Source organism: Blastopirellula retiformator, assembly GCF_007859755.1.
GTDB classification, from domain to species: Bacteria; Planctomycetota; Planctomycetia; order Pirellulales; family Pirellulaceae; genus Blastopirellula; species Blastopirellula retiformator.
Map to the genome: position 1 here is coordinate 261,026 of NZ_SJPF01000003.1, position 23,035 is coordinate 284,060.

At 60.4% G+C, this 23,035-nt stretch carries 18 protein-coding genes; 10 read left to right on the forward strand and 8 right to left on the reverse strand.

Going from position 1 to position 23,035, the window contains the following annotated elements:
- The first annotated feature begins 240 nt into the window (after nt 1–240).
- Both Enr8_RS12830 and bcp read left to right on the forward strand, forming a co-directional pair.
- The gene (locus Enr8_RS12830; RefSeq protein ID WP_146432111.1) at nt 241–651 is read left to right on the forward strand and encodes a hypothetical protein; all 411 of its coding nucleotides are present in this window, start codon (nt 241–243) and stop codon (nt 649–651) included.
- Between the two features lie 116 nt (nt 652–767).
- Complete coding sequence (bcp, locus tag Enr8_RS12835) at nt 768–1,247, forward strand: thioredoxin-dependent thiol peroxidase (protein WP_146432113.1); 480 nt, start codon at nt 768–770, stop codon at nt 1,245–1,247.
- A 130-nt stretch (nt 1,248–1,377) separates the two neighbouring features.
- Here bcp and Enr8_RS12840 read toward each other — a convergent pair whose 3' ends face one another.
- A complete protein-coding gene (locus Enr8_RS12840) occupies nt 1,378–1,695 on the reverse strand; it encodes a hypothetical protein (protein WP_146432115.1) in 318 nt (105 codons plus the stop codon).
- A 134-nt stretch (nt 1,696–1,829) separates the two neighbouring features.
- On the opposite strand from Enr8_RS12840, the gene Enr8_RS12845 reads away from it, so the two are divergent.
- Nucleotides 1,830–2,744, forward strand: coding sequence for a FliM/FliN family flagellar motor switch protein (locus Enr8_RS12845; RefSeq protein ID WP_146432117.1), 915 nt, complete (start codon nt 1,830–1,832; stop codon nt 2,742–2,744).
- A gap of 89 nt (nt 2,745–2,833) precedes the next feature.
- Here the strand turns inward: Enr8_RS12845 and Enr8_RS26175 are convergent, their stop codons facing one another.
- On the reverse strand, nt 2,834–6,160 hold the full coding sequence (locus Enr8_RS26175; RefSeq protein WP_246120072.1) for an efflux RND transporter permease subunit: 3,327 nt from the start codon (nt 6,158–6,160) through the stop codon (nt 2,834–2,836).
- Nucleotides 6,161–6,407: 247 nt separating this feature from the next.
- Here Enr8_RS26175 and Enr8_RS12855 point away from each other — a divergent pair, with 247 nt between their 5' ends.
- Nucleotides 6,408–7,202: an undecaprenyl-diphosphate phosphatase gene (locus Enr8_RS12855; protein WP_146432119.1), complete on the forward strand. Its 795-nt coding sequence runs from the start codon at nt 6,408–6,410 to the stop codon at nt 7,200–7,202.
- Here the strand turns inward: Enr8_RS12855 and Enr8_RS12860 are convergent.
- The 3 genes from Enr8_RS12860 to Enr8_RS12870 form a co-directional block, all read right to left on the reverse strand.
- Entirely contained in the window at nt 7,199–8,560 is a 1,362-nt protein-coding gene (locus Enr8_RS12860; RefSeq protein ID WP_146432121.1) for a WD40 repeat domain-containing protein, read from the reverse strand. The genes Enr8_RS12855 and Enr8_RS12860 overlap by 4 nt on opposite strands.
- On the reverse strand, nt 8,557–11,058 hold the full coding sequence (locus tag Enr8_RS12865; RefSeq protein ID WP_146432123.1) for a WD40 repeat domain-containing protein: 2,502 nt from the start codon (nt 11,056–11,058) through the stop codon (nt 8,557–8,559). Before Enr8_RS12865 ends, Enr8_RS12860 begins: the two co-directional genes overlap by 4 nt.
- A gap of 563 nt (nt 11,059–11,621) precedes the next feature.
- Complete coding sequence (locus Enr8_RS12870; RefSeq protein ID WP_146432125.1) at nt 11,622–13,268, reverse strand: diguanylate cyclase domain-containing protein; 1,647 nt, start codon at nt 13,266–13,268, stop codon at nt 11,622–11,624.
- A gap of 335 nt (nt 13,269–13,603) precedes the next feature.
- Between Enr8_RS12870 and Enr8_RS12875 the strand changes: the two genes are divergently transcribed.
- The gene (locus tag Enr8_RS12875; RefSeq protein WP_146432128.1) at nt 13,604–14,305 is read left to right on the forward strand and encodes a response regulator transcription factor; all 702 of its coding nucleotides are present in this window, start codon (nt 13,604–13,606) and stop codon (nt 14,303–14,305) included.
- A gap of 327 nt (nt 14,306–14,632) precedes the next feature.
- Here Enr8_RS12875 and Enr8_RS12880 read toward each other — a convergent pair whose 3' ends face one another.
- On the reverse strand, nt 14,633–15,187 hold the full coding sequence (locus tag Enr8_RS12880) for a glutathione peroxidase (protein WP_146432130.1): 555 nt from the start codon (nt 15,185–15,187) through the stop codon (nt 14,633–14,635).
- A 342-nt stretch (nt 15,188–15,529) separates the two neighbouring features.
- Between Enr8_RS12880 and Enr8_RS12885 the strand changes: the two genes are divergently transcribed.
- The gene (locus Enr8_RS12885; protein WP_146432133.1) at nt 15,530–16,183 is read left to right on the forward strand and encodes a DOMON domain-containing protein; all 654 of its coding nucleotides are present in this window, start codon (nt 15,530–15,532) and stop codon (nt 16,181–16,183) included.
- 69 nt (nt 16,184–16,252) lie between these two features.
- Here Enr8_RS12885 and Enr8_RS12890 read toward each other — a convergent pair whose 3' ends face one another.
- Both Enr8_RS12890 and Enr8_RS12895 read right to left on the reverse strand, forming a co-directional pair.
- Nucleotides 16,253–16,639, reverse strand: coding sequence for a hypothetical protein (locus Enr8_RS12890; protein WP_146432134.1), 387 nt, complete (start codon nt 16,637–16,639; stop codon nt 16,253–16,255).
- Between the two features lie 63 nt (nt 16,640–16,702).
- Nucleotides 16,703–17,656: a DUF1559 family PulG-like putative transporter gene (locus Enr8_RS12895; RefSeq protein WP_146432136.1), complete on the reverse strand. Its 954-nt coding sequence runs from the start codon at nt 17,654–17,656 to the stop codon at nt 16,703–16,705.
- 303 nt (nt 17,657–17,959) lie between these two features.
- Here Enr8_RS12895 and msrA point away from each other — a divergent pair, with 303 nt between their 5' ends.
- The 4 genes from msrA to Enr8_RS12915 all read left to right on the forward strand — a co-directional run bounded on the left by msrA (nt 17,960) and on the right by Enr8_RS12915 (nt 22,995).
- Nucleotides 17,960–18,499 (forward strand): peptide-methionine (S)-S-oxide reductase MsrA, encoded by a 540-nt coding sequence (gene msrA / locus Enr8_RS12900; RefSeq protein WP_146432138.1) that lies wholly within the window; start codon nt 17,960–17,962, stop codon nt 18,497–18,499.
- 112 nt (nt 18,500–18,611) lie between these two features.
- Nucleotides 18,612–20,771 (forward strand): tetratricopeptide repeat protein, encoded by a 2,160-nt coding sequence (locus Enr8_RS12905; protein WP_146432140.1) that lies wholly within the window; start codon nt 18,612–18,614, stop codon nt 20,769–20,771.
- Between the two features lie 21 nt (nt 20,772–20,792).
- On the forward strand, nt 20,793–21,914 hold the full coding sequence (gene ribD / locus Enr8_RS12910; RefSeq protein WP_146432142.1) for a bifunctional diaminohydroxyphosphoribosylaminopyrimidine deaminase/5-amino-6-(5-phosphoribosylamino)uracil reductase RibD: 1,122 nt from the start codon (nt 20,793–20,795) through the stop codon (nt 21,912–21,914).
- A gap of 46 nt (nt 21,915–21,960) precedes the next feature.
- A complete protein-coding gene (locus Enr8_RS12915; RefSeq protein WP_146432144.1) occupies nt 21,961–22,995 on the forward strand; it encodes a glycosyltransferase in 1,035 nt (344 codons plus the stop codon).
- Nucleotides 22,996–23,035 lie beyond the last annotated feature (40 nt).

Consider the following 23,035-nt stretch of genomic DNA (forward strand, 5'->3'; position numbering starts at 1 on the left):
TGAAAAATGCCATCGTGGCATTTTCCAACCTCGCCAGGCTCAGAGCATAGCCTCTTCGCGGCTCGCAAAATAACGACTTGCGTCGCTATTTTTGGATCGCATCCGTGCGATCACGCAGTCCGTCGAGAAAATCAACGGACTGCTAGGACACGCTCTATTGAGGGGGCTTACGTCGTTGGCCATAATCTTCGCTAGAACTCAACGCCGTTATCAGCACGAATTCAGGGCAAAGGTGACTAGATGTTCGAACGCGATTTCTTTCTCTCCACCTCGATTCATAGCCAGCGAGCTCCCGCCGAGATTATGCCTGCGGTGGTAAATGCATTTCGGCGCGTTGGTGGTCAGCTCAATGAAAACGGCACTACATTAACAATTCACGAAGGCTTCGCCGGAGTTCAGTTCGACTTTATCTTCGAAGGAAATAGCGTAGTTGAGGTTCGAAAACGCAACGAGAATCAGTATGAAGTTGAAGTGAAAATTGAGATCAAGCCAAATCAACTTTTTTGGATTTGTGCGATCGTTGGTTTCTTTTGCTTGTGGTTCGTTTGGGTTGCGAATGTATTTTATTTCCTTGTCGATCCGCAGAGACCGTACCAGCAGGCGCTCGACAATCTAAGACGCGAGCTTGAACCAGCGCCACAAGGCTTTTAGGGGCGAAAACTGAGCCTCTTCTTTATTTACTCGCCCAGCGTGGGTGTGCATTTCGCGCGCGACGGCTACCATATCTCCTATCGTTGGTTGTCGTTTTAGAATCAGGAGAATGCACCATGGCGGATTGGGTTGAAGAAGGCAAGAAAGCTCCGGCGTTTACGCTCGCCGCGGATGACGGCTCGAAGGTCAAGCTGTCGGAACTGGCCGGCTCGCCGGTCGTCCTCTACTTCTATCCAAAGGACGACACCCCGGGCTGCACCAAAGAAGCGTGCGCCTTCCGCGATCAAAAGAAAGAGCTGACTAAGCGCGGCGCCAAGGTCTTTGGCGTCAGCCCCGACGACGTCGACAGCCACGTCAAGTTTCGGGACAAGTACAAGCTCAACTTCCCGCTGCTGGCCGACGTCGGACACAAGGTGGCCGAAAAGTATGGCGCCTGGCGTGAGAAGAACATGTACGGCAAGGTCTCGATGGGGATCCAGCGCAGCACCTTCTTGATCGACGCCGACGGCAAAGTCGCCAAGGTCTGGAAACGGGTCCAGGTTGACGGGCACGATCAGAAAGTGATCGAAGCGCTGGATGAGCTGTTGAAGAAGTAACCGCCAATTGGCGGCACGCTCTGATCGCGTCTGCGTGAGAAGAGCATGTCTTCTAGGCGCTTGCAAACGCATGGTTGGGCCAGCGTTTCGCTGCACCCAACCCACAGCACGTTGGCGCCATAGCCGAGATCTACTCCCCGGCTCTCTTTCTTTGCCGGGCTTGTTCGGCGTCGGCGATCGCCGCTGCTTTCTTTTGGGCCATCTCTTTCCGGGCGCGGATCACCTGGCCGGTGACGAAGGGAATGCGGAGCACGACATAAGCCGCCAGGCTGCCGAAGTAGAGGAGGTAGGCCCACAAATGTTCTTCGCGAAACGGGAGCAGCCGCAACCAGGCCGCAATCACGCTGACGACCAGCGTCAGCGCCAGGATCTGCCAAAGGCCGAACTGAAACTTCCGCGGGGTAGACTTGCTAGCAGCGGGGGGCGGATCTTCAAAGGAATCGTCCATGGGAGTGATCAGCTGCTAGTGGATTTTGCTGACTTTGCGGATTGGGTAAAGTTTACCGCGGCCGCGGTCGATGAAAGGAAGACGAGCTATTGTTGTACCGCGCCGCCGCCCATCGATCGAATTTTTGGAAACGCATGGCTGATTTCACCGCGAAAATCCAGGACCAAGTCGTCGCCGCTTGTCAGGAAGGCAAAGACGAAGCGAGCGAAGCGCTGAGCCGCGCGCTCGGATCGACCATGACGCTGGGAGTCGGCGAAGCCGGCGCCTACTCGTCGGCCGTCGCCCCAGAAGAGCCGGGTCTGGCGATCTTGCTGAAGGTCGACCTGGAAGCGGCGGTCGTCCTGATTCCGGAAAGCACGGGGCTGCTGCCTGATTGGTATGCCGAGCCTGACGCGACCGGCGAAAGCAAGCTGGCGACCCTGGCCCAAGAGCTGGGGATGCTGCTGCTGCCCGAAGAGTTCATGCCGCTTGACTTCAAAGCGGGCAAGATCGGCAACATCCAGGCCGGCCTGAAAAAAGGGGGCTGCGCCGACGCTTCGGCCTGCGTCAGTCTGCCGCTGTCGGGCGAAAAGGGAGCGGGCGAAGCGCTGCTGGTTTGGCCGGCGCCGCAGGGAGACGCGATCTTCAAGTCGAACGCCGCGCCGCAGCAACCGACCGACACGCCCAAGAACGATCCGCAGCTGAACGTCGAAGAAAAGCCGCAGCCAGCGGCGCCAGCGACTCCGCCGCCGCAACCGCAACCAGCTGGATCATCCAGCTACGGCCGCTTGCCGCATTACGCCAAGAGCCTGCTGAAGATCGCCGTCGAAGTGCACGTGACGCTGGCGGCCAAGAGGATGCGGGTCAGCGAGATCACCGAGCTGGGGATCGGCTCAATCATTCAATTCGACAAGTCGTGCGAAGAGTCAATCGACCTGGAAGTAGGCGAGCATCGCATCGCTCAAGGCGAAGCGGTCAAGATCGGCGACAAGTTTGGCATGCGCGTCACCAACGTCCTGCTGCCGGAAGAACGTTTTATTTCGATCAAAGGCAAACGCCGCGTACGATAACGAGGCGTTTTCGTCATTCTGGTTTCGACAATCGTCATTGCGCGGAACGCATTCCCTCGGCTCGCGCCTCGGGTTAGTATTCCGAGTTCTTATCCGCTCTTTCCGCTGCGGTAGTGCGAATCGGTTCGCTTGCCGGAGTCGCCGTGGCCGTTTTCGTTGTGGTTTTCTTCACTCCGATGGATGGCGACCGGAATGACGCTCGGCGAGTCATGATCCTCTTCCGAATCATGGCGAGCTTCGTCATCGCTGGGATCGTGTCCCAAGTGCGCCTTTCTCGCGGGGCGGAACATCGAGCCGAGCGGACCCGCCAATAGCGCCGGCAAGAAGACAAGGTCTCCTAATAGCGCCGCTGCAAGCAGCGAAACCATCAGGTAGCCAAAACGTTGCGTCGGCGTAAACGAACTGACTGCGAAGACCGACAGGCCGACGCCGCCGATGATGGTGGTTTGCATCATCGCCACAGCGCAGCGGCGGTACGCTTCGCGAATTGAGTCGGGACGGCTGAGTCCCTTGTCCAGGCCCCAGCGGAACCAAGTCAGGAAGTGAATCGTATCGTCGACCGCGATCCCCATCGCGACGCTGGCGGTCATCATCGTACCGATGTCGACTTCGATGCCAGTCATCCCCATGAAGCCGAAGATCAGCACCACCGGGAAGACGTTGGGCAACATCGACACGATGCCGGCTCGGGCGCTCTTCAGCACCCATGCCATCACCAGCGCGATCAGACCAAAGGCCCACAGCGTGCTTTCGACCAAGCTCGACAACAGCGTCCGGGCCGCCTTGTAGACGACCGGCACGACGCCGGTGTAGACGATCGTCAGTTCGGGCAAATCGGGATCGGTCACCGCGAACATCGGCGAGGTGGGATCGTATTTGTAGTGGGTCGCGTCGATGACCGTCTTGCCGGCCGACTCGATCGCGGCGAGGTCGTACTTGGGCGAATCGGCGACCACGACGAAGTACTGGTCGCGATCCATCAACAGGTCGAGCCGACCTTGCGAGTTCCCTTCAGGATGCAGGCTATCGCCGATTGGATCGAAGTAGTGGACTTCTAGTCGGGCGTTGGCCAGCAGGTCGAAGAGGGTTTCGGCATAGATTTTTTGCGGGTCGAGCTTGTAGACGACCTGTTCGCCAGCTTCGGCCTTGTCGGCTTGCTCTTTGTAGGCCATGAAGTTGGCGCCCAGCAGGGTAACGCCAGCCTTGGCGAAACCTTGGCCAGCGTTGTCCTTGTCGATCGTGCGGAGGATCTCGTCCCGTTTGCGATAGGCGGCGATCACCGGTTCGGCGATTTCGCGCAGGTCGGCGACGAACCGGCCATATTCGATGTCTTGCAAAGCGCCCAGACGCAGGCTGACCCGCCAGAGTTCGGCGCCAGACTCTTCTTCGGTCCGCAGGTAGTCGGTCTTCAGGAACTCTTCGCGGTGCTCTTCCAAGCGGCGGTTGTAGGCGCCCCGGATAGCGACGTCGCGGAACGAACCGCCTGACTCCGGCAGTACCGGCGCAAAGGTGGCGACGCTCATGCCGTTACCGACCAGGTCGCGACCTTGCGGGCCCAGGACCTGCTCGACCGCGTTCTGCACGCGCTCGGCCATTTCCATCCGTTCCAGGAAGGTGTATTTGAATTTCTCTTCGGCCGCTTCCTCGGGATCGGAGGGTTGCTCGTCGCCGGTGTGACCCTGCAGGCTCGGTTCGACGCGAACGACCAGTTCCATCGGCACGAGCTTGCCGATGTTCTCTTCCAGCCAGGCGTAGTCCTGGATGATTTCCGATCCGCTGTCGAACATCTTCAGCAACTGAACCGACGTGTTAATCCGCGTCAGTCCATAACCGAAGATCAGGAAGGCGATGAAGCAAGCGGTGGCGACCACGGTGCTGCGGGCGATGATAAAGTCGGCGACGCGAAGGCTGAATTTCTCCATCCAGATCGTCATCGGCGACTTGGCTTGCAAGGCGCCATCCTTCGCTTTCTTCACCTTCGGCGGCCATTGCTGCAGGGCGGCCGGCAAGTAAGTGAACAACAGCAGCAAGGTCGCCATCACGCCCAGCGCTGAGAAGATGCCGAACTTTTTGATCGGGGCGATGTTGCTGGTCGCCAGCGAGCCGAGGCCGAGCGCCGTGGTGACCGCGGCGATCAAGCAGGGACGCCAACCATGCGAGACCGCCATCTCGGCGGCGCCATGGATGCCGTTTTCTTCGACCGCATCTTTGTAGTAGTTGATGATGTGGATCGCGCCGGCCAAGCCCAACACATAAACCACCGCCGGCATCGACATCAGCACCGCATCGGGAGCGCTGCCGAGCCAGTAGACGAGCGACATGCTGGTGATCGCGCTGACGCCGCCGACGAAAAAGACCATGATCGTCAGCTTGACGCTGCGCAAGCAGAGGTACGACAGGAAGACGCCGACCCCAACCGCAAACAGCACTAAGCGGGCCAGCGTGATTTCACCTTCTTCGTCGATGGCGACGTTGTCGACCGGCGGACCGCCCAAGTGCAATTCCTCTTGCGGAATGCCGGCTTCGATCGCCAGTTGCCGCAACCGACCAAGCGGACGGCCCATAAAGCCGCGGCCTAACGTACGCCGCAAATCGACCTTGCCGGCGTCGCTGAGGGTGGCGATCAAACAGGTTTGTTCGCCATCGGGGCCAAACAGGACCCCTTCGAGTCGTTGGTGCGCGATCCGATCGGCATCGGCCAGATCGGCGCTGTTGGCGTTCTCTTCGTCACGCAACAGCGAACCGCCGGGCTCGGCCAGTTGGGCCAGCACTTGCGGACCGGTGACAACTGATTTGAAGAGATGCGCCTGCAAGGTTGCCGGGCGTTTGTAATAGATGGGATCGACGGTGGCGGCGTACTCGCCAGAGAGTTTATGACCGCCGGTCAGCGCCTGTTCGCCAATGCGATACATGGCGCCCAGCATGGTGCTGCCGCCATTCCAGCGGCGCAGCTCACCGTCGGGCAGCAGGTAGTACCATTTCTCCCCTGTTCCCTTGAACCACTTCTCGTTCTCTCCTCCCCAGTTCTCGTAAAGTTCGCCGGTCAGGTAGAGTCCGTAGCGATCGCCGGCGAAGTTCTCGTCGTGTCCGGCGACTTGGGCGCCAAACTTTTTATCGCCCCCTTCGCCGGCGGTGGGAACCAGCTTTTCGGAGAGGAGTTGCAGCCGCTGATCGTCGGCCGTGCATCCTTCCCAACTGATCAAGACGAACTGCTCACCCAGAAAGTGATCGCGGAACCAGGCCAGGTCTTTCGTTTCCGTAAAGTCGTCTGGAAGCCAGTCTTTGACGTCGTTCTTCATCTTCTCCAGAGACAGTCGCGCACCGCGTAGCGCAAACGGTATCAGGAAGAAGACCGCCATCAAAATGAGGAGAGAGTAACGTTGGAAAAACGTAGGACGGCGATCTTGCATGGACATCAGCGCCAAAGGAATCAATGTGGCGGTGCGGGGGCGGCTACGAATTGCACTGATCTTAACGATCAGCGCACTAACAGCACATTTGACTCTAAAAGCGTGCGACTTCCCACCACAATCAGACGATCCAGACTAATGTTTCGAAGGGGGTTGGTAAATGCCAATCGCTAGCTCGGCAGTTGCCTGCCCCACGTTCCGGTGGATGCTATGATTTCCTATTTTTCCTAACCAGAAGACTCGATAAAAGATTGTGCATACGTCTTTTTGGCAAATCGTCGTTTTGGCGATCGTGCAGGGGATCGCCGAGTTCCTGCCGATCAGTTCTTCCGGCCATGTCGTCATCCTGGCGACCCTACTGGGGGTGACTGCCGAGCAGTTCGATGTGGTGGAACTGAATATATTTCTGCACTTAGGAACATTCGCGTCGATCGTCGCCTACTACTGGCGCGAAATTTTGCGGCTCCTCTCTGAGGATCGCCGCGTCGTCGCGCTGCTGGTCTTGGGGACGATTCCCGCGGTCGCGGCGGCGCTGATACTGAAAGCGACCGACTTGGACCAAATACTCGAGAGCCCGCTGGTCGCGGCAATCTGTTTGTTGGCTACCGGGGGGCTGCTGCTGTGGACCAGTTGCCAGGCTGGCGGCGACGCGGATTACCGTAAACTCCCCTGGCTCCAGGCCTTGGGGATCGGCATCGCCCAAGCGATCGCGATCTTGCCCGGCATTTCACGCAGCGGCATGACGATCGCCGCGGGGCTGAAAACCGAGTTGAAACCGCAACAAGCGGCGACCTTTTCCTTCCTACTGGCGCTGCCGGCGATCTTAGGAGCGACCACCTGGGAAGTGCTACAGCGCATGCGCGACGCCGAGGTGGGCCCGCAACTTCCGCTGTCGCAATTGTTGGGAGGCGCGTTGATTGCCGCGGTGGTCGGATACGTTTCGATCGCGCTGTTGGTGCGCGTGCTAGAGAAGAAGCGCCTGCACTACTTTGCGTGGTGGTGCTTTTTGGTCGGCGGCGGAATGTTGATCTACCTAGCGGTCCGCTAGCGCGGGTCGTAGTTGATGTAGCCTGCGGTGTCGGTAAAGCCGAAGGCGACCGTGGGTGAGAGAAAGCGAACCGGGCCGGTGATCGTGACGCCGGTCGGCCAGACGAACTCTTGCATGCTGCCTACCGGATCGGCGTAGATCATGACGCCGCGACCGACGAAAATCGGCCCCTGCGAGTCAGGCCACTGCAGGCAACGGCCGAGCGGTTCGCGCATCGAATTGGGAGCGGAGCCTGACGCCTTGGTCAGTTCGCGGCGCTGCGTCTCGAGGTTGCACTTGGCCAAGATAAAGCCGGAGCCCGTTTTTGTGTCGAGCGTCGCAAAGAATTTGTCGTCGGCCGAGAAAACGCCCAGGTCGCGTGTCTGAGGGGTCTTGAGCAGACGAACTTGTTTGCCGGTCTGGCAATCGTAGACCGGGATGTCGCCTTTTTGCGCCAGCGGCACGAACCATTTGCCGGACGGACTGACGACCAGCGTTTCAAACTCGGCCTTCATCCTCCACTTGATGAACATGCCATGCGGGTCGATGGCGATGATCTCCTTGGGAGTTTGGCCGCCATCGACCAGCAACAAGCGATCGTCGCCCGCGAAGACCAACTGATCGATTCGCCCTAGCCGGGTGATATTCAGCTTGTTTTTTAGAGGCACTCTGGCAAGTTCCGCAATGAAGAAGCCGCTGTTATCGCTGGCGGCTGCTGCGACCCACTTGCCGCTGGTGCTGATCGCGCCCAGGTAGCTTGGCCCATCGAACAGAAAATCGCGAACCGGCGCCTCCGGCGTTCGCAGGTCAAACACCTTGACCTGCCGCTGTTGTAGTTGCATCAGCCAGGGGCTGACGGCTTCGGACGCGAACAACTGACGCCCCGCGATCGGCAAGGTTTTCCAAGGCCGCGCTGCGGGAGGCGTCATGGCCGGAGTTTGGGCTGGCGGAAACTGGGATAATGGGACCTTGGACGTCGGCGGCTTGAATGGGATCGACGGCTCTGGCTGCAGCGTTGGCGTTGGACTTGGCGAGGGCTGCGGCATGGCCGGCGTCATCGGCGGCCGTGACGGACGGCGAGGCGGCGCGAAACCGCCCGAGGTGGGCGCGGCCGGCTTGGCTGGCTGGGGGAGCACGCCGTTTTTCCAATCCGAGGCGTAGGCCAGATCGGCGAGGCTGAGTTGGCCAAACCCGACGCGAATTTCTCGCCCGTCGTCAGCTTGGATCACGCACTCCCCTTTCTCGACGCGCAAGAGCTTGCCATCGATCGAAAACTTACCGTCGGCCGAATCCCAGTGATGCGACTGGGCGGCGGCTGAGGTGACGCCTGCCAGGTTTAAGCCGCCGGCCAACGCGAACAGGACAAGAAGTCGGGTCATCGCGATCCTCCGGCAGCTAGCGTCGGGATTGGCAGCGGAAACAAGCGACCGTCATCCAGGTACCAAATCTTGCGACCAGCGATGACGAACTCTGGCGACGAGCCGCGGGAGGTCGAAGGTTGAATCGCTTGCGGCGCGCCGAGCGATCCATTCTGGAACAGGACCGCGTTGCTTCGGTACCCGTCGCGAACGATCGCCAGCAGGTCTCCTTGATCGGAATAGGCGAGCCGCTGGACCATTAGCTCGCTTTTCACATGCTTGATGGCCAGGCCGGCTTCTAAGTCCCAGGTCGAAAAAAGCGGGTCGCCGGCCGCTTCGTAGGCGACCGACAGCTTCTTGCCATCGCGCGTAAAGGCGGCCGCCGCCATTTTCCCCTCAAAGCCGCCGAGCGTGTTGTCTCTCAGGCCTCCAATCGCATCACCGCTCGCCGAGTCAAGGATCGCGATGCCGTCGCTCGGGGCGCCCGAAATGAAGATGCGTTCGCGCTGTGGACTGAGCACGGCGCTCGTTGGTAGGAATGGCAGTTGGACGCTGTAGACCTGATGGCAGCTCGGAATCGTCCAGCAGGTCAGCACGCCCCCTTGGGTCACCGCCGCCATGTGCTGGTCATCGATCAGCCCGCCCCAGACGACCTCGTTTTTGCGATCGAACAGCTTACTGCTGGTCCGGATCGAAGCGTACGGTTTCATCGTCGCGGCGTCGAAGACGTCGAGCCGATACCTGCTCCCCAGCGAAAGCAGAGCATAGCGGCCGCTGGCCGAGACGTCATGCACGTCGGCGTTGGTCAATTCTGGCGGGACATAGCGAGCCCGCAGCCCCGTCTTCATATCGAAGCTGGTCACGCCCTTGTCGCGGTCCCGGACGACGATTCGCCCGCTGTCGGTGGCGCAGGCCTCTTTCCACCGCGGCTGCGGCACATTGTCGCTGAATTTGGCCGATTGCGGCGGGGCGACGACGGTCGCTGGCGCCACGGTCAAGGGAGCGGCCGCTTTGACCTGCCATGGCTTCGGCGCCGACGGATTAGGCGACGCGGTCAGGATCGGCAGGTCGGCGTCGTCGTCGGTCGCGCCGGCGGCGTACCCCTGGGTCCGTTTCTCCATCTCCCATTGGCTTATGCGAACCACGTGCAGTCCCTCGCGATCGACATACGCCAATTTGTCGACGTCGACGAAGCGGGCCGATTCGTACATCTCACCCGGCGGCCGAGTTCGCTCGTAGCAGATCTCGCAGCTCTTGCGGTCGACGAACGTCTTGCCGTCCAACACGCAGCCCCGGTTTTCGCCGTACCATGTGATCGCGTCTGGATTCTGGTCGTCTCCAAGATCTTGGTGACCGACGATGGCGCCGCGCTCCACGTCGTAGCAGACCGCTTCTCCGCTGTAGTGGCGTTCCAGAAAAAACATCAAGTAGCGTCCATCTGGCGAAACCGACATGCCGTCGGCCGAGTCGATCCAGAGTCGTGCGCGGCGATATTGGTTCAGACCGATCGCCGTGTTGATGTGCGCGATCGTCTTTTCGACCGGGCCTTGCGGATGAGGTGGGATCATCAGGTGGCCATGCGGTTTGCTGGTGATCAGATCGTACACCAGCAGCTTGTCCGATTCGCCCATGTCGGGATAGAAGAAGAGGAACTGCCCGCCAGGGCTGAGCACAAAGCCGCCGTCGGTGGCCGAACTGCCGTCGCACGGCAGCTTTTTGATCAGTCCGTCGCTGAGCGTGATGTTGAGAATATGCTTGGCCGAAAATTCTTTGGCGACGATGCGGCCGGCTCCGGCGAAGTCGAACAGGTCGAAGCGAGGATTGTTGTCGTCGAGCGTCGGCAACGTGATGGTGCGAACCTGCGCGTCGAGGGCGACATCCCAGATCACCACGCTGATCTCAAGGGCGCCGACGGCCCGCGTCAACAAGAACGCCAGCTGCGTGCCGTCGGGCGAAATCGCCGACGCAGCAAATTGCGCCGGCGCTTTTCTCAGCGAGAGATATTCGCCGTTACGCAGATCGCAGACGGTTCGCGTCGGCGCGTGAAAGACGAAGGGACTAGGGCTCGATGCGTAGACGAAAGTTTCGTCGGAATCGGGATGCTTGTCGGACGGACTGATTTTGAACGGAATGTGGACGTCGGCCGGGATGGCGAATTGCACCAGCGACGGATCGGCCGCCGAACGCCATTTGCCGTTGGGGATTTCGTCGCTGCGCTCAATCGTTCGCAGCAACAAGTGCGACTGGTTGTAGGCCAGGGCCCGCATCGCATCGGTCTTGGCGAGCGCGGCGTCGATAAATTCGCGATCGGCGCGGCTGAGGGAGGCCAGCGGCTGCGTGACGACGCTTTGATCAGGCAGCTTCAGCGTGGCCCGCTCGGAATCGACCGACAGTAATTTGGCCTCGCCGCGCAAGGTTCCATCGGTGGAGTTCCACTGGTGCGCAGCAGCGGACGGCAAGCCGAGAAAAATTGACGCGACAAACGCTAGCATCCAGCGGTAGCGGAATTGGTCGAACATGGCGAACGGCGATTTTGGAACAAGGAGCGGGGGCGTCGCCGACAGGGCTGGCCCTTATTATGTTCGCGGCGGCGGCTGCGCTCAAGAGAAACGGCGCGGCGCCGGGTCGCCAGAAAAATTAGGGAGAGCGCAAAAAAAAAGGCTCCCGGAAAGTCTCGGTATCCCAGGGGGGCTTAGGATCCGTTGCTCTTCCGGGAGCGATTGGATGCTACTGTGTCCGCGTCATCCTTGACGCGGCCAAGCGGCGGGTCTTTATTCACAAGCCACACGCATTGAGCCGATTTCAAATCTCGCCATTCGCATCCGTGCAAACAGGTCTGACTTGCGATCCGCAGAAAACTACCAGGTAGAATTCCGGTGCAGGACTCCATCTTTTCAAGCGTGGTGAGCGAAAGTCGAAGGCTGTTCTGAGAACATTTTTCGACTGCCTCTCGCGTCGTGAGGCGGCAAGATATGCCATCTCCGAAAACGGGTCAAGGGCGATTTTCGCCCAAGAAAAAAAGAAGTCGCATGCGGCCTGCATACGACTTTCGCTAGCGTGATTTTCTGCGTGACGAAAACGCCTATCGCGCCGTCGCCGTCGAGCCTGGTTCGCTACGGTCGGCCGCCGAAGAGGTGCGAATGAGAATCGGAGAATCGATTTCCATTTCGCTGCCGCACAGCGCGACTCGGTTGCCGTGCACTTCGATCGCTTTGCCCAGCGCCGCTTCGGCACGCAGGAAAATGTGATCCAGGCCGTCGCCGGCGAGCGCTTCGGTAACGCCGCACGAGATCGTGAATTGACGAACCTCGTCATCCTTACGAATCTTGAATCGCTCGACCGCTTTTCGCAGACGACCCGAAACGGCGGCCGCGCGGTTGATGCTGGCCGAGGGAAGCAAGATTCCGTAACGTCCGTCCGAGACGCGACCGACGTGATCCATGTCTCGCATGGCGGCGATCAGCATCCGTTCCAGCGTGTCGTTGAACGCTTTAATGACTCCTTGGCCGTTGTTCTGGAGGAACTCGTCATAGCGATCGACTTCCAAGAGAACCAGGGAGATCGGCAACGAGTCTCGTTTGAATTGGTGCAAGCGGCGGTTGACGTCGGCCCGAAATTGGTTCGCGTCCGACACGGTCGCCCGTTTCGGTTCGGCCGGCGGAGATTCGGCAACCGGCGCCGCTTCCGGCTTTTGCGAATCGCTCAGCACCGGACGCGACTTTTCGCCATCATTCCAGTAGGCCCGATTGCGGCCGGCGTTCTTGGCGGCGTACAAGGCCGAGTCGGCTCGTTTGAGCAGGCTCGCTTCGTCGTCGCTGCGGCTGAATTCGGCCACGCCGACGCTGGTGGTGACCTGCAGCAGTTTTTCTTCAAACACAATTTCCATCGACGCAACGGCTCGTACGACGCGAGCGGCGGCGATTTGCGAATCGAAGATGTTGGAGCCCGGCAGGATGATGGCGAACTCTTCGCCGCCGAAACGAATCGCGGCGCCGCCGATCGTGGCGGCGACTCGCTCTAAGGTGCGGGCCGCGTTCTTCAGAACCTCGTCCCCCGCCATGTGCCCGTAGGTGTCGTTGAATTTTTTGAAATGATCGATGTCGAGCATGATCAGCGACGTAGGACGTCGCGATTGCTGGAAGTCTTGCATGCGGCGCGACATCTCATGATCGAAGACGCGCCGGTTGGGGAGCCCGGTCAACGGGTCGGTGCGCGCTTCGACCGTCTGCGATTGGATGATTTGGGATTGTTCGAGCAGCCGCATCTCGGCTTGATTCAAACGGTCGCCGAGCGACTTGTTGGCGTCGATCAGGTTGCTGATGGCGTCGGTCACCGAACTGGCGTCGGTCGTGCGAGACGCCAGGCCTTCGTTGATGCGGGCCATGCGATCGGTATGCTCGCCGACATCGCTGCGAACCGACTCGGTCAACGCATGCACTTGTTCCAGCAATTTGCTCAGTTCGTCCTGCGTGATGTTGGCCAGGGCGTCGCCGCCGGTTTTCGGTTCGTGGTCGGGGGCTGTTTTCTGCGATTCTTCCGCGGCGACGACAACTTGCTTCGCAGTGGTCGCTTGCGGCTGTCCACGCAGGTAGTCGAGCAGCGCGGTTACGGCATTGGCAAGTTGTCGAATTGGCGACGATGGATGATTTCCAAATAGGAACCATCCGCACGCCATTCCAATGGCGGTGCAGCCGATGCTCAATAGGATGTCGATAGTTAAGACGCTCATGCGATCTTCCGAGTGCAGTTCTGGCGGGGCGTCCAGCGCGTCTCACGGGGACGCGAAGTTGACTCTACTTATTTAGTTCACTACCGGCGACAGTCAATTTTGCTTGTATTAGGAAACGTTTATTGCACGCCAGTCTTCCGGGGTTCGCCACACGTGGTCGGCGTAGTCGCTACCTTCGTTACGATCGCGCGGCCGGGGGCCCGCGATACGAGTCTCCGCAAACGCTCATTGATGCGGCGATTGCGAACTACGGTTGCATAGACGCGACATCACGCCTTCTGCGCGACCTGCCGTGGGGGCAACTTTCTATCGATGTGTTCTAGGGGCCGGAGAAGATGAATCCGAAAGAGACGCAGCTGCCTGGGCTGCCGCGCGGACCGCGCGTCGTCCTGGTAGACGACGATGAAGCGATCATGCGCTGCGTGGGACGCGTGCTGGAAATGGACGAAGGGATCGAAATTGTCGGTCAGACCGATCATGCCCAGGCCGGCGTTCTGATGGTCTATGATCTGCGTCCCGACGTCGTCCTGATGGATATTCATATGCCCGGCGCCGATCCGTTTCTCGCCTGCCGCGAGATTCAGGCGAAGCTGGACGGGGCCTGCCAGGTGTTGTACTACACGGCGTTCCCCCGCGACAAATACCTCGATCGCTGCATCGCCGCCGGAGCGGCCGGCGTGGTGTCGAAGCATTCCGAATCGATTCGCAATGTCGCTCTGGCGATTCGCCATGTGGCGGCCGGCAACACCTACTTCTCGCCAGAGCTGGCCCAGCGGTTGATTGAACTGGAAGCGGGTCAGCCGATGTCGCGAATCGCCACGCTCACTCATCGCGAGATTCTGGTGCTGCGCGAGTTGGCGTCCGGCAAGACGCAGGCCGAGATCGCGCAAGCGCTCGACCTGAGCGAACGGACCGTCAACAAGGAAGTGGGCGACCTAAAAGAGAAGCTCTCGCTACGATCTTTGAACGAGCTGTTGATCTTTGCGGTAAACGAAGGACTCGCTCATCCCGAGCTGATTCACCAGTACGGTTCTTGACCTTCATTGTCCGCAATTCGCGTAAAAAGCGCAGCTAGATCGACCTCTTTTCCGCGTCATGCGATTGGTAAACTGGGAAAAATAGGGGCAGCCGGCATTTTTTGCACCGAAAATGTCGCCAAGGCGAAGGGTGGAGTTGCGGAGAGTCGATTCATACCCTAAATCACTATCAACTCGGGTGTGCTGCCCCTCATCCGAGCGAAGCCGCGTCGAACCTGCTGAAGACGCGGCTTCTTTCATTTCTTGACGCCGCTTTCGCGCAAAAAAATCGCCGCGCGTTGTTAACGCACGGCGACAAGCGGTTGGCTGGCGAGAGGGACGCCGCCGTTAGTCTTTCTTCAATTCGGTTTCGATCTTCTTCACGACGTCGGCCGAATCAGGTTCGACCGGCGAGCGGAAACGTTCGACCACTGCGCCGTCACGACCGATCAGGAACTTTTCAAAGTTCCATTTCACGTCGCCCGGATCGCGGGGGAAACTTTTCAGCTTCTTGTAGATCGTGGCGGTTTCGGGACCGTTGACGTCGATCTTTTCCATCATGTCGAAGGTGACGTTGTACTTGTCGGTGCAGAACTCCCGAATCTCCAGCAGGGTGCCCGGCTCCTGGCCGCCGAACTGGTTGCAGGGGAAGCCGACGACTTCCAGGCCTTGGTCATGATACTTTTCGTACAGCGCTTGCAGGGGCTTGTACTGCGGGGTCTTGCCGCACTTGCTGGCGACGTTGACGACCAGCACGACCTTGCCTTTGTATTTCGAGAGATCGACCTTCTCGCCTTCCAGCGATTTCACTTCGCCTTCGAGCAACGCGTCCGACGCCGAAGCGATCGAAGCCAGGGCGAAGACCGCCGCAAAGACGCCGCCGCTGAACAAGACTCGCATCATCGCAAACTCCTTGGGTGGGAATGGCCAGACGCGAGCAACGCTTAGCGCCGGCGATACGGGGTGGTTTTGAATTCCGGTAGGCTCGCGGCCCAAACGGCTCGCGATCCTCCTGATTCTACCCGGGGGAAATAGGGTTACAAGTTTTTGTCGCCCCCCGCCAGGGTCGTCGGAGGCGACGACTCCCCTGCCGGATGAGCGACTATCCCCCCAGTATCTGCAGAAGAGTGGGGCCTGGTCTGTCAAACCGGTCACAGTTGTTCTCCGCCATTGGGGTGTTCTCGCGCAGGCCGTCGGCAGGTAGAACGAAGGTTTCCCGATTCCTGGTTCCAAAAACGGAAACGTATGTCGACCGTCCTTTCCCCGCCGTTCCTGTTTCGTTTTGCGACGCCGATCCGCTATCGCTCGAAAATCTGGAGCGATCGGTCGTTGGCGTTTGGCGAAGAGTTTCGGCTGCAATCGTTTGGGCTCCTCGAGGGAAAGCGGCAGTTTGCCGACGTGCGGGCCGCCTGGAACGAGCGCGGCATCGCCTTTTCGATCAACGTGACCGGCAAACGGCAGGCCGCCTGGTGTCGCGAAAGCCGCGCGGTCGAAAGCGACGGCCTACAGGTCTGGATCGACACTCGCGCCACCAACAACGTGCACCGCGCCACCAAGTTTTGCCACCGATACGTCTTCTTGCCGACCGGCGGGGGACATTCGCTGCGCGAGCCGGCCGCCGACCAGTTGCTGATCAATCGGGCGCGTGAGAACGCCAAACCGATCCGCCCCGGCGAACTCCGAATTCGCAGCCTGATGAAAGCGGACGGCTACACGCTGGAGTGCTGCGTTCCGGCGACGGCGCTGACCGGATACGATCCGAGCGAATACGATCGGATCGGTTTCTACTACGCGGTGATGGATCGTGAACTGGGCTGGCAGAACTTCAGCGTTGGCACGCAGTTTCCGTTTGACGAAGACCCCAGCACCTGGGGCGTCTGCGAACTGGTTCGCGACTAGCGCAAGAAAAGAGGGAGCCCGGTGAACCCGACTCCCTCGTCAGTCGCCTGAGCCTTCGATCGCGCTGTTCTATTTGAGATCGAAGTTGAACTCGTCGTTGTTCCCGTCGGCCACTTTGGCGTTCAGGGTCGTTTGCGTGTTGTACTTCGCCGGGATGTACGACACGTAGTTGGGCAGTCCGTCTGGGGCGATGCCTTGTTCTTTGGTCGCGGTGATCTTCACCGATTTGTCCCCTGGTTGGCACTCCATCGAGAACGATCCGTTGACGATCGGTCCGGCGGCGACCACCCCTTTGCCATCGGTCGGCAGGAACATGATTTCGCCTTGCTCGACTGGGGTTCCGTTCATCGTGACGGAGCCGGAGACGATGTTGGGGGCTGGTTTTCCGCAGCCGATCAGGAAGATCGCCAAGGCGCTAAGCAGCACCGCCCAGCTAGGCGAGTTGGTCGCTTTCATCGTTGATTAAGTCCGTTTACGTGGCTCGTGAAATCTTTGGCTAGGCGGGCGTTCTCGCAGGCTTTAGAAGTCGGTGACTTCGCCGCCGGCGCGCGTTCCGAGCCGGTTCCAGGTGATCGTGTCGATCGTTTCCGGAACAAAACGGACGCTGGCGTCGCCAAACATCGTCATCGCGCCGCCAGGATGCTGGCTGCGAGCATAGATCACCTGGGTGTTGGTGCTCTGCGTGCAAGGAGCGTAGATCGGGTTGGCCGGAGCGCCTTCGCAGGTTCGCATCTTGTCCGAGGCGGTCGTGTTGGGGGGCAACAGCGTGCTGAGGATGCTGCTGAGATGTTCGGCCCGATAGTAACGTCCCCGCCAATCGCGTTTGCCGGCGATGTTGGAGGGCGCCAGCAAGATCTCGGCGGCGAAGACCGTATTGGAGGTGCCGTCGGTCACGCTGCTGAAGTCGTGCTTCGAGAGGTAATAGAACATCCCGCTCGCCGCATTGTCGGTCGTGGTCGTGATCTCTTCGCTACCGTGACAAAGCAGGTAGTTGCCATGGAAACCGTCGTCGTAATCCGGCGGCGGATCGGCATTGCCGGAGTTATGCACTTCGCCGGTTTGCCCCCGGTTGGGGTCGGAGGGACACATCAGCGTTTCGATCGGCGTGTCGAATAGCGCTGTCGGAAAGCTGGAAGAGGAGCGCGTTTTCATGTACGGCGAGAGTTGGTCGTGCAGCGGACCTTGCTCAATAAACGGCAAGATCATCGGCATCCACGACATGTTGGTCGGGAACGAGTTCAGGCCATCATTCAGCCCATCGGCGAGAACGCCGGGAGGAAAAACCAGGTTGGTGTCGTGGTAGTTGTGCAGCGCCAATCCAAGTTGCTTCATGTGATTGGAGCAGGTCATTCGGCGTGCCGCTTCGCGCGCTTGCTGAACGGCGGGGAGTAACAAGGCGATGAGTACGCCAATAATGGCGATCACCACCAGCAACTCAACGAGCGTAAAGCCCTTGGGTGTTGATGTTTTCATGGGATCCTGGCCAATGGAAAAAAGATGCAAAGAAATGGCTTTTATGCGAGAAGATTACCGCATTAGCCGGAATAGCCCTCTGATTCTAAGCTCCTGTATCAAGCGGTGTCAATAAAGAAAATAAAATAACGCAAATATAATTACTATCTTGTTGGTCGTAGATACGGGTTAACGAGTAGCTTTTCCAATCGATCTTCTTGGCCCGCCGGAAGCGGTCAGGGCGGCTACGCACTTTGCGATCCGCGATATAAAGGAAGGGAGCGAGTTAACTTTTCTGGCCCCAGCGCAAGCGAGCGGAAATCTATGGCGGAAGCGACTTTTGGCGGCGGCTGTTTTTGGTGTACCGAGGCGATTTTCCAGCGGCTGGTCGGCGTTTCGCACGTCGAGCCAGGTTACAGCGGCGGAACGACCGACAACCCGACCTACGAAGCGGTCTGTCAGGGGACGACTGGCCATGCGGAAGTGATCCGCATCGAATACGATCCGGAAGTGATCGACTTTACGTCGCTGCTGGAGATCTTTTTCCAGACGCATGATCCGACCACGCTCAATCGCCAGGGGGCGGATGTCGGCACGCAGTACCGGTCGGTAATCTTCTATCACGACGAAGCTCAGCAGGCGGCGGCCGAGTCGTTTGTGAAGCAGTTGGACGAAGCGAAGGAGTTCAGCGCGCCGATCATCACCGAGATCTCGCCGCTGGGCAATTATTTTCCGGCCGAGAACTATCACCAGAACTATTTCGCCGCCCATCCCAATCAGTCGTACTGTGCGGCGGTTATCGCCCCCAAGGTCGACAAATTTCGGCGGAAATTCGCCGCCAGGCTGAAAGAGGGGGGCGGCTAACGCCCTGCGGTCCGCTGCTCGCCAGCGAGCGCAAGGTGTGTTAGCATTTCGGGTTTAGAACGTCGCTTTGAGCGCCGACCGGAACGAGCTTAGATCCACACGTGGAGTCGTCATGTCGATTGATCCCTATTCGAACTCCCCTTGCGGAACGGATAAAAAAATCAAGTTTTACTGCGCCGAGATGATTCCCGATCTGGAGAAGATCGAGCGAATGGTCGCCGGCGATCAGCGCGTGGCGGCGCTGGAAGTCGCGCAGAAGTTGCTTGAGCGCTATCCCGATCACTCGGTTCCCCTCTTCTACGTTGCGGTCCTGCAGATGCAGGTCGGTACCGAAGAGAAGATCGTCGAGGCGCTGGCCGCGTTCCTCTCGAAGCATCCCGACAACCCCGCGGCCCACGCCCTGAATGCGTCGTATCTGGCCGCTGGCGGTCAAGCCAGCGAAGCGGTCGAAGAACTGCAGACCGCGCTCGAGCTGTCGCCGCAGCAGCTGCACTTTACCGTCTACGAAGCGATGGGCGCTGTCGGCCAGGCGCTGCTCATGGACAGCAAGATCCCGGCCGCCCGGGCGCATCTGATGTTGCAAAGCAGCATCGCGCCGGAAGATGACGACATGGCGATGCAGCTGTTGATGCGGATTAACTCGTCGCGCGAATTGCCGTCGCTGCTGAAGACCGATCCGACGTTGGCCGAGTGCCCCAGCGACTTCCCGAAGAAGGAAGAGTTTGAAGCGGCGTTGGTTGAAGCGGGCGGCGGTCGCTGGCGGAAAGCGGTCAGCCTGTTTGAACAGCTGAAATCGGCCGCCCCGCGAAACGCGGCGCTGCTGGAGAACCTGGCGGTTCTGTCGTCGACGCTGGGGCGCAACGAAGCGGCGATCGGCTATCTCCACTCGTACGCCGCCGCCGCCGAGCGAGGCGATTTTGAAGCGGCGGTCGAAGCGGAAGCGCTCGCCCAACTGCTGTCGGAAGATCCCGGCCCGCAGTACGACATGGTCAACGTGCCGTTGGCGGTCGCCGACCTCGAAGCGCTGCTGGAGAAACTGCGAGTCGACGATCGCGCCAACCTGCTGCCGATCGACTTGTCGCAGCTGGCCGATGGCGACAACCCGCCGCCAAAGATCGCCTATTGGCTGCTCGATCGGACGGTGCCCGAATCAGCCGAAGGTTTGACGGTCGAAAACGCTCCCAACGTCTTGGGCGAAATGTTGGTCTTCGGCAAAGAGACCGATCGCGACGCGCGGCTCGAGCTGTCGACCATAAAGAACGACAAGTTCGACGAAGCGATCGCTACGGTGCGCGACATCTGCGGCGATATGGTCGGCGCCGCCGGCGAAGAAAAGAAGTTGGGCGAAATTCCGATGGCGGAGTCTTCGCTGACCTGGAGCTGGCGCCTGCCTGACTCGATTTCGGCCGCCCAAAAGCAGGCGTTAACCAACGAGCGTCGCCGTCAGGCGCTACTTGAGTCGTGGACCGCCCAGCCGCAACCGGCGCTCGATGGCAAGACCGCTCAAGAAGCGGCCGGCGATACTTCCATGCGAGTCAAACTGGCCGCCGCCGTGTTGGTGCTGGAGAAAGCCGGCCAGGCGCAGCAGTGGAAGTTCGACTTCAACGAACTGCGTCAGAAGCTGCAGCTGCCGACGCTCGATCGTCTGGATGGAACGCAGGTCGACATCGATTCGCTTCCCAGCATTCGCCTGTCGCGGGTCGATCCGGCGACGCTGGATGACGCCGTCCTGGTCAAAGTGTACGGCCGCTCGGTCATCTCGGCCGAACGGGGCGCGATTCGCGTCTTCGCCGAAGCGCTGCTGGCTCGCGAGTCGCTGGCCGGTCAGATCGACAAGGGCGAGCTATATGGCCAACTGGCCCGCAACTGCGGCGACTCGGACAGAGCGATCGAGTATCTCCAGCAGGCGCAAGTCGCCGCGGTCTCGGAAGGCAAGTCGCCCGGCATGTGGAAGCTGGCCGAGCTTGGACTACGGTTGGAACGCCGCGACGCGGTCGAGTCGCAGGCCTTGCTCAACGACCTGACCCGCAACCACATGCAAGAACCGGAAGTGGCCCGGCCGCTGATGCAACTACTGTATCAGTTCGGCATTATCGGCGCCGATGGGCGTCCGACCAACATGCCGCCGGGCGGAGCGCCGGCGCCTGGCCCGGCCGCAGCGCCGCCAGCGGGCGGTGGCGGAGGGCTCTGGACGCCTGACAATCCGTCGGCGGGTCCGGCTCCGGCCGGCGAAGAGCCGAAGTCGAAGCTCTGGATGCCCGGCATGGACTAACCGCAACTGCGGCGAAACGATATGCAATTTTCCGCCGAAGACGAGCGATACATGCGCGAGGCCCTGCAGTTGGCCGCGCAAGGCCAAGGCGCCGCCGAACCCAATCCAATGGTCGGCTGCGTGCTTGTGCAAGCTGGCCAGGTGATCGGCCGCGGCTATCACGCCAAGTATGGCGGGCCGCATGCCGAGCGAGCGGCGCTGGCCGATTCTAGTGGCCAGCCGACCCGCGGCGCAACCGCCTATGTGACGCTCGAGCCTTGCTGCCATCATGGGAAGACCCCCCCCTGCACCGACGCTTTGATCGCCGCGGAGGTTGCCCGGGTCGTGATCGCGCAGCAAGATCCGTTTGGCCTGGTCGATGGCGGCGGGATTGATCTATTGAAGCAGGCAGGCATCACTGTCGAAGTCGGCCTGCTGGAAGCAGAGGCGAAACGGCTGAACGCGCCGTATCGCAAGTTGCTCGCAACCGGGCGGCCGTGGGTGATCGCCAAGTGGGCGATGACGCTCGATGGCAAGCTGGCGACGCATACCGGGCATAGCCGCTGGATCTCGAACGAGCTGGCCCGCGAGCGAGTTCATCGCTTGCGAGGACGGATGGACGCGATCGTCGTCGGCAGTCGTACGGCGCAGCTCGACGATCCGCAACTTACCGTACGTCCGCCGGGCATGCGTACTCCGCTGCGTGTAGTGGTCGACGGCGAAGCGACGCTCTCCCCGACTAGCCAACTGGTGCAGACGGCCCACCAGACGCCGGTCTTGGTGGCGGTCAAAAAAGGCGCCGACGCCCAGCGCTGCCGCGTGCTGAGCGACGCCGGGTGCGAGGTTTTCGTCTGCGGTGGCGAGGGGCACGCGGCGCGGCTCGACGCGCTGTTGGCCGAGCTGGGCAAGCGCCGTTTGACCAACATCCTGGTCGAAGGGGGCGCCGGCCTATTGGGCGAATTCCTGAAGCTGGGGCAAATCGACGAAGTCTACGCGTTCGTCGCGCCGAAGCTGATCGGCGGCAGCGGAGCCCCCAGCCCGATTGGCGGAACCGGCTGGGCCGACATGAGCGAGGCGCTCCAGCTGACCGACGTCACCATCGAGCCGCTGGGAGACAACGTGCTGATGCACGGCTTGGCGGGCGGCAACTTCACCAAACAATAACGGTTTCGCCCCGGCGATCGGGCCGCCGCCCGAGTAAGATGCGAGGTTGCTCCTAGAACTTCTTCCTCCGCCGGCCCTCTGTGTGAAAGTCTCGATCGGCATCATCGTGCGAAACGAAGCGGAGGCCATCGGCCCGCTGCTGGAAAGCGTTGCGCAGCTGAAGTTCGCCGAGCCCTGGGAATTGATTATCGTCGATGGTCATTCGACCGACGGCACGCAGGAAGTGATCGCCCAATTTCAAGCAGCGCACCCTGAACTGACGATCCGTCTGGTCGCAGAAACAGGCCCCGGCAGTCATGGCAATGCCCGCAACAATGTGATCGACGCCGCGGCCGGCGAGTTGATCGCCTTTACCGACGCCGATTGCGTCGTGGCGACCGATTGGCTGTCGGCCCTGGTCGAAAGCCTAGAGAGAGAGCGGGCCGCTGATCCGGCGGTGGTCGCCGTCGGTGGCATTCGGACTCCGATTGAGTCGGACGAGTGGAAAGAGCGAACGCTCAACGCGCTGTTGGCGACCAAGCTTGGCTCTGGCGGCAGCGCCGGTTTTGTGGCGCAGGCCAGTCGCTTCGTCGATAGCGTCGGCAATTACAACGCGATCTACGTGGGCGAGGCGCTTCGCGAGCAGCGATATTTGCCGCTCCGGTTTGGCGAAGACTTTGAGTTGAACCGGCGCCTGAACCAAGCTGGTTACAAGATCGTCTTGTCGCCGCGCCCCGTGGTGTGGCACCGGCAAGAGGGAAGCTTCGCGGCGTTCGCCAAGCAGCTCTATTGGTACGGCCGCGGGCAAGCGAACGTCTATCGCCAAACGGGACATGTCCGCTGGTTCGCCCCGGTGGTGAGTCTGTTCTGGCTGGGCGTGTTGTTGGGTTGGCTGGCCGCGTTTGCTTGGTGGCCGCTGGTGGTTGTCTATCTCGGCGTGATCGCCATCTACTTGTTGGCGGTGGTCGCCAGCGTCCTGCAAGTTTACCGCGCCACCCGCGATTGGCGCTCGCTCGTTTCGCTGGCGATTTATCCGCTGGCCCACTTCTGCTATGGATATGGATTCTTGCGCGGCCTATTCGCCTTCACCAAGAAACCGTGACGCTCGCTCGCAGCGCAAGCGAGGGAATGCGGTGGGGAGA

What these genes read in the sequence shown, in the direction of transcription:
- Enr8_RS12830 (WP_146432111.1), top strand. Translation starts at nt 241, where the DNA reads ATGTTCGAACGCGATTTCTTTCTCTCCACCTCGATTCATAGCCAGCGA.
- bcp (WP_146432113.1), top strand. Translation starts at nt 768, where the DNA reads ATGGCGGATTGGGTTGAAGAAGGCAAGAAAGCTCCGGCGTTTACGCTC.
- Enr8_RS12840 (WP_146432115.1), bottom strand. Translation starts at nt 1,695, where the DNA reads ATGGACGATTCCTTTGAAGATCCGCCCCCCGCTGCTAGCAAGTCTACC.
- Enr8_RS12845 (WP_146432117.1), top strand. Translation starts at nt 1,830, where the DNA reads ATGGCTGATTTCACCGCGAAAATCCAGGACCAAGTCGTCGCCGCTTGT.
- Enr8_RS26175 (WP_246120072.1), bottom strand. Translation starts at nt 6,160, where the DNA reads ATGTCCATGCAAGATCGCCGTCCTACGTTTTTCCAACGTTACTCTCTC.
- Enr8_RS12860 (WP_146432121.1), bottom strand. Translation starts at nt 8,560, where the DNA reads ATGACCCGACTTCTTGTCCTGTTCGCGTTGGCCGGCGGCTTAAACCTG.
- Enr8_RS12865 (WP_146432123.1), bottom strand. Translation starts at nt 11,058, where the DNA reads ATGTTCGACCAATTCCGCTACCGCTGGATGCTAGCGTTTGTCGCGTCA.
- Enr8_RS12870 (WP_146432125.1), bottom strand. Translation starts at nt 13,268, where the DNA reads ATGAGCGTCTTAACTATCGACATCCTATTGAGCATCGGCTGCACCGCC.
- Enr8_RS12875 (WP_146432128.1), top strand. Translation starts at nt 13,604, where the DNA reads ATGAATCCGAAAGAGACGCAGCTGCCTGGGCTGCCGCGCGGACCGCGC.
- Enr8_RS12880 (WP_146432130.1), bottom strand. Translation starts at nt 15,187, where the DNA reads ATGATGCGAGTCTTGTTCAGCGGCGGCGTCTTTGCGGCGGTCTTCGCC.
- Enr8_RS12885 (WP_146432133.1), top strand. Translation starts at nt 15,530, where the DNA reads ATGTCGACCGTCCTTTCCCCGCCGTTCCTGTTTCGTTTTGCGACGCCG.
- Enr8_RS12890 (WP_146432134.1), bottom strand. Translation starts at nt 16,639, where the DNA reads ATGAAAGCGACCAACTCGCCTAGCTGGGCGGTGCTGCTTAGCGCCTTG.
- Enr8_RS12895 (WP_146432136.1), bottom strand. Translation starts at nt 17,656, where the DNA reads ATGAAAACATCAACACCCAAGGGCTTTACGCTCGTTGAGTTGCTGGTG.
- msrA (WP_146432138.1), top strand. Translation starts at nt 17,960, where the DNA reads ATGGCGGAAGCGACTTTTGGCGGCGGCTGTTTTTGGTGTACCGAGGCG.
- Enr8_RS12905 (WP_146432140.1), top strand. Translation starts at nt 18,612, where the DNA reads ATGTCGATTGATCCCTATTCGAACTCCCCTTGCGGAACGGATAAAAAA.
- ribD (WP_146432142.1), top strand. Translation starts at nt 20,793, where the DNA reads ATGCAATTTTCCGCCGAAGACGAGCGATACATGCGCGAGGCCCTGCAG.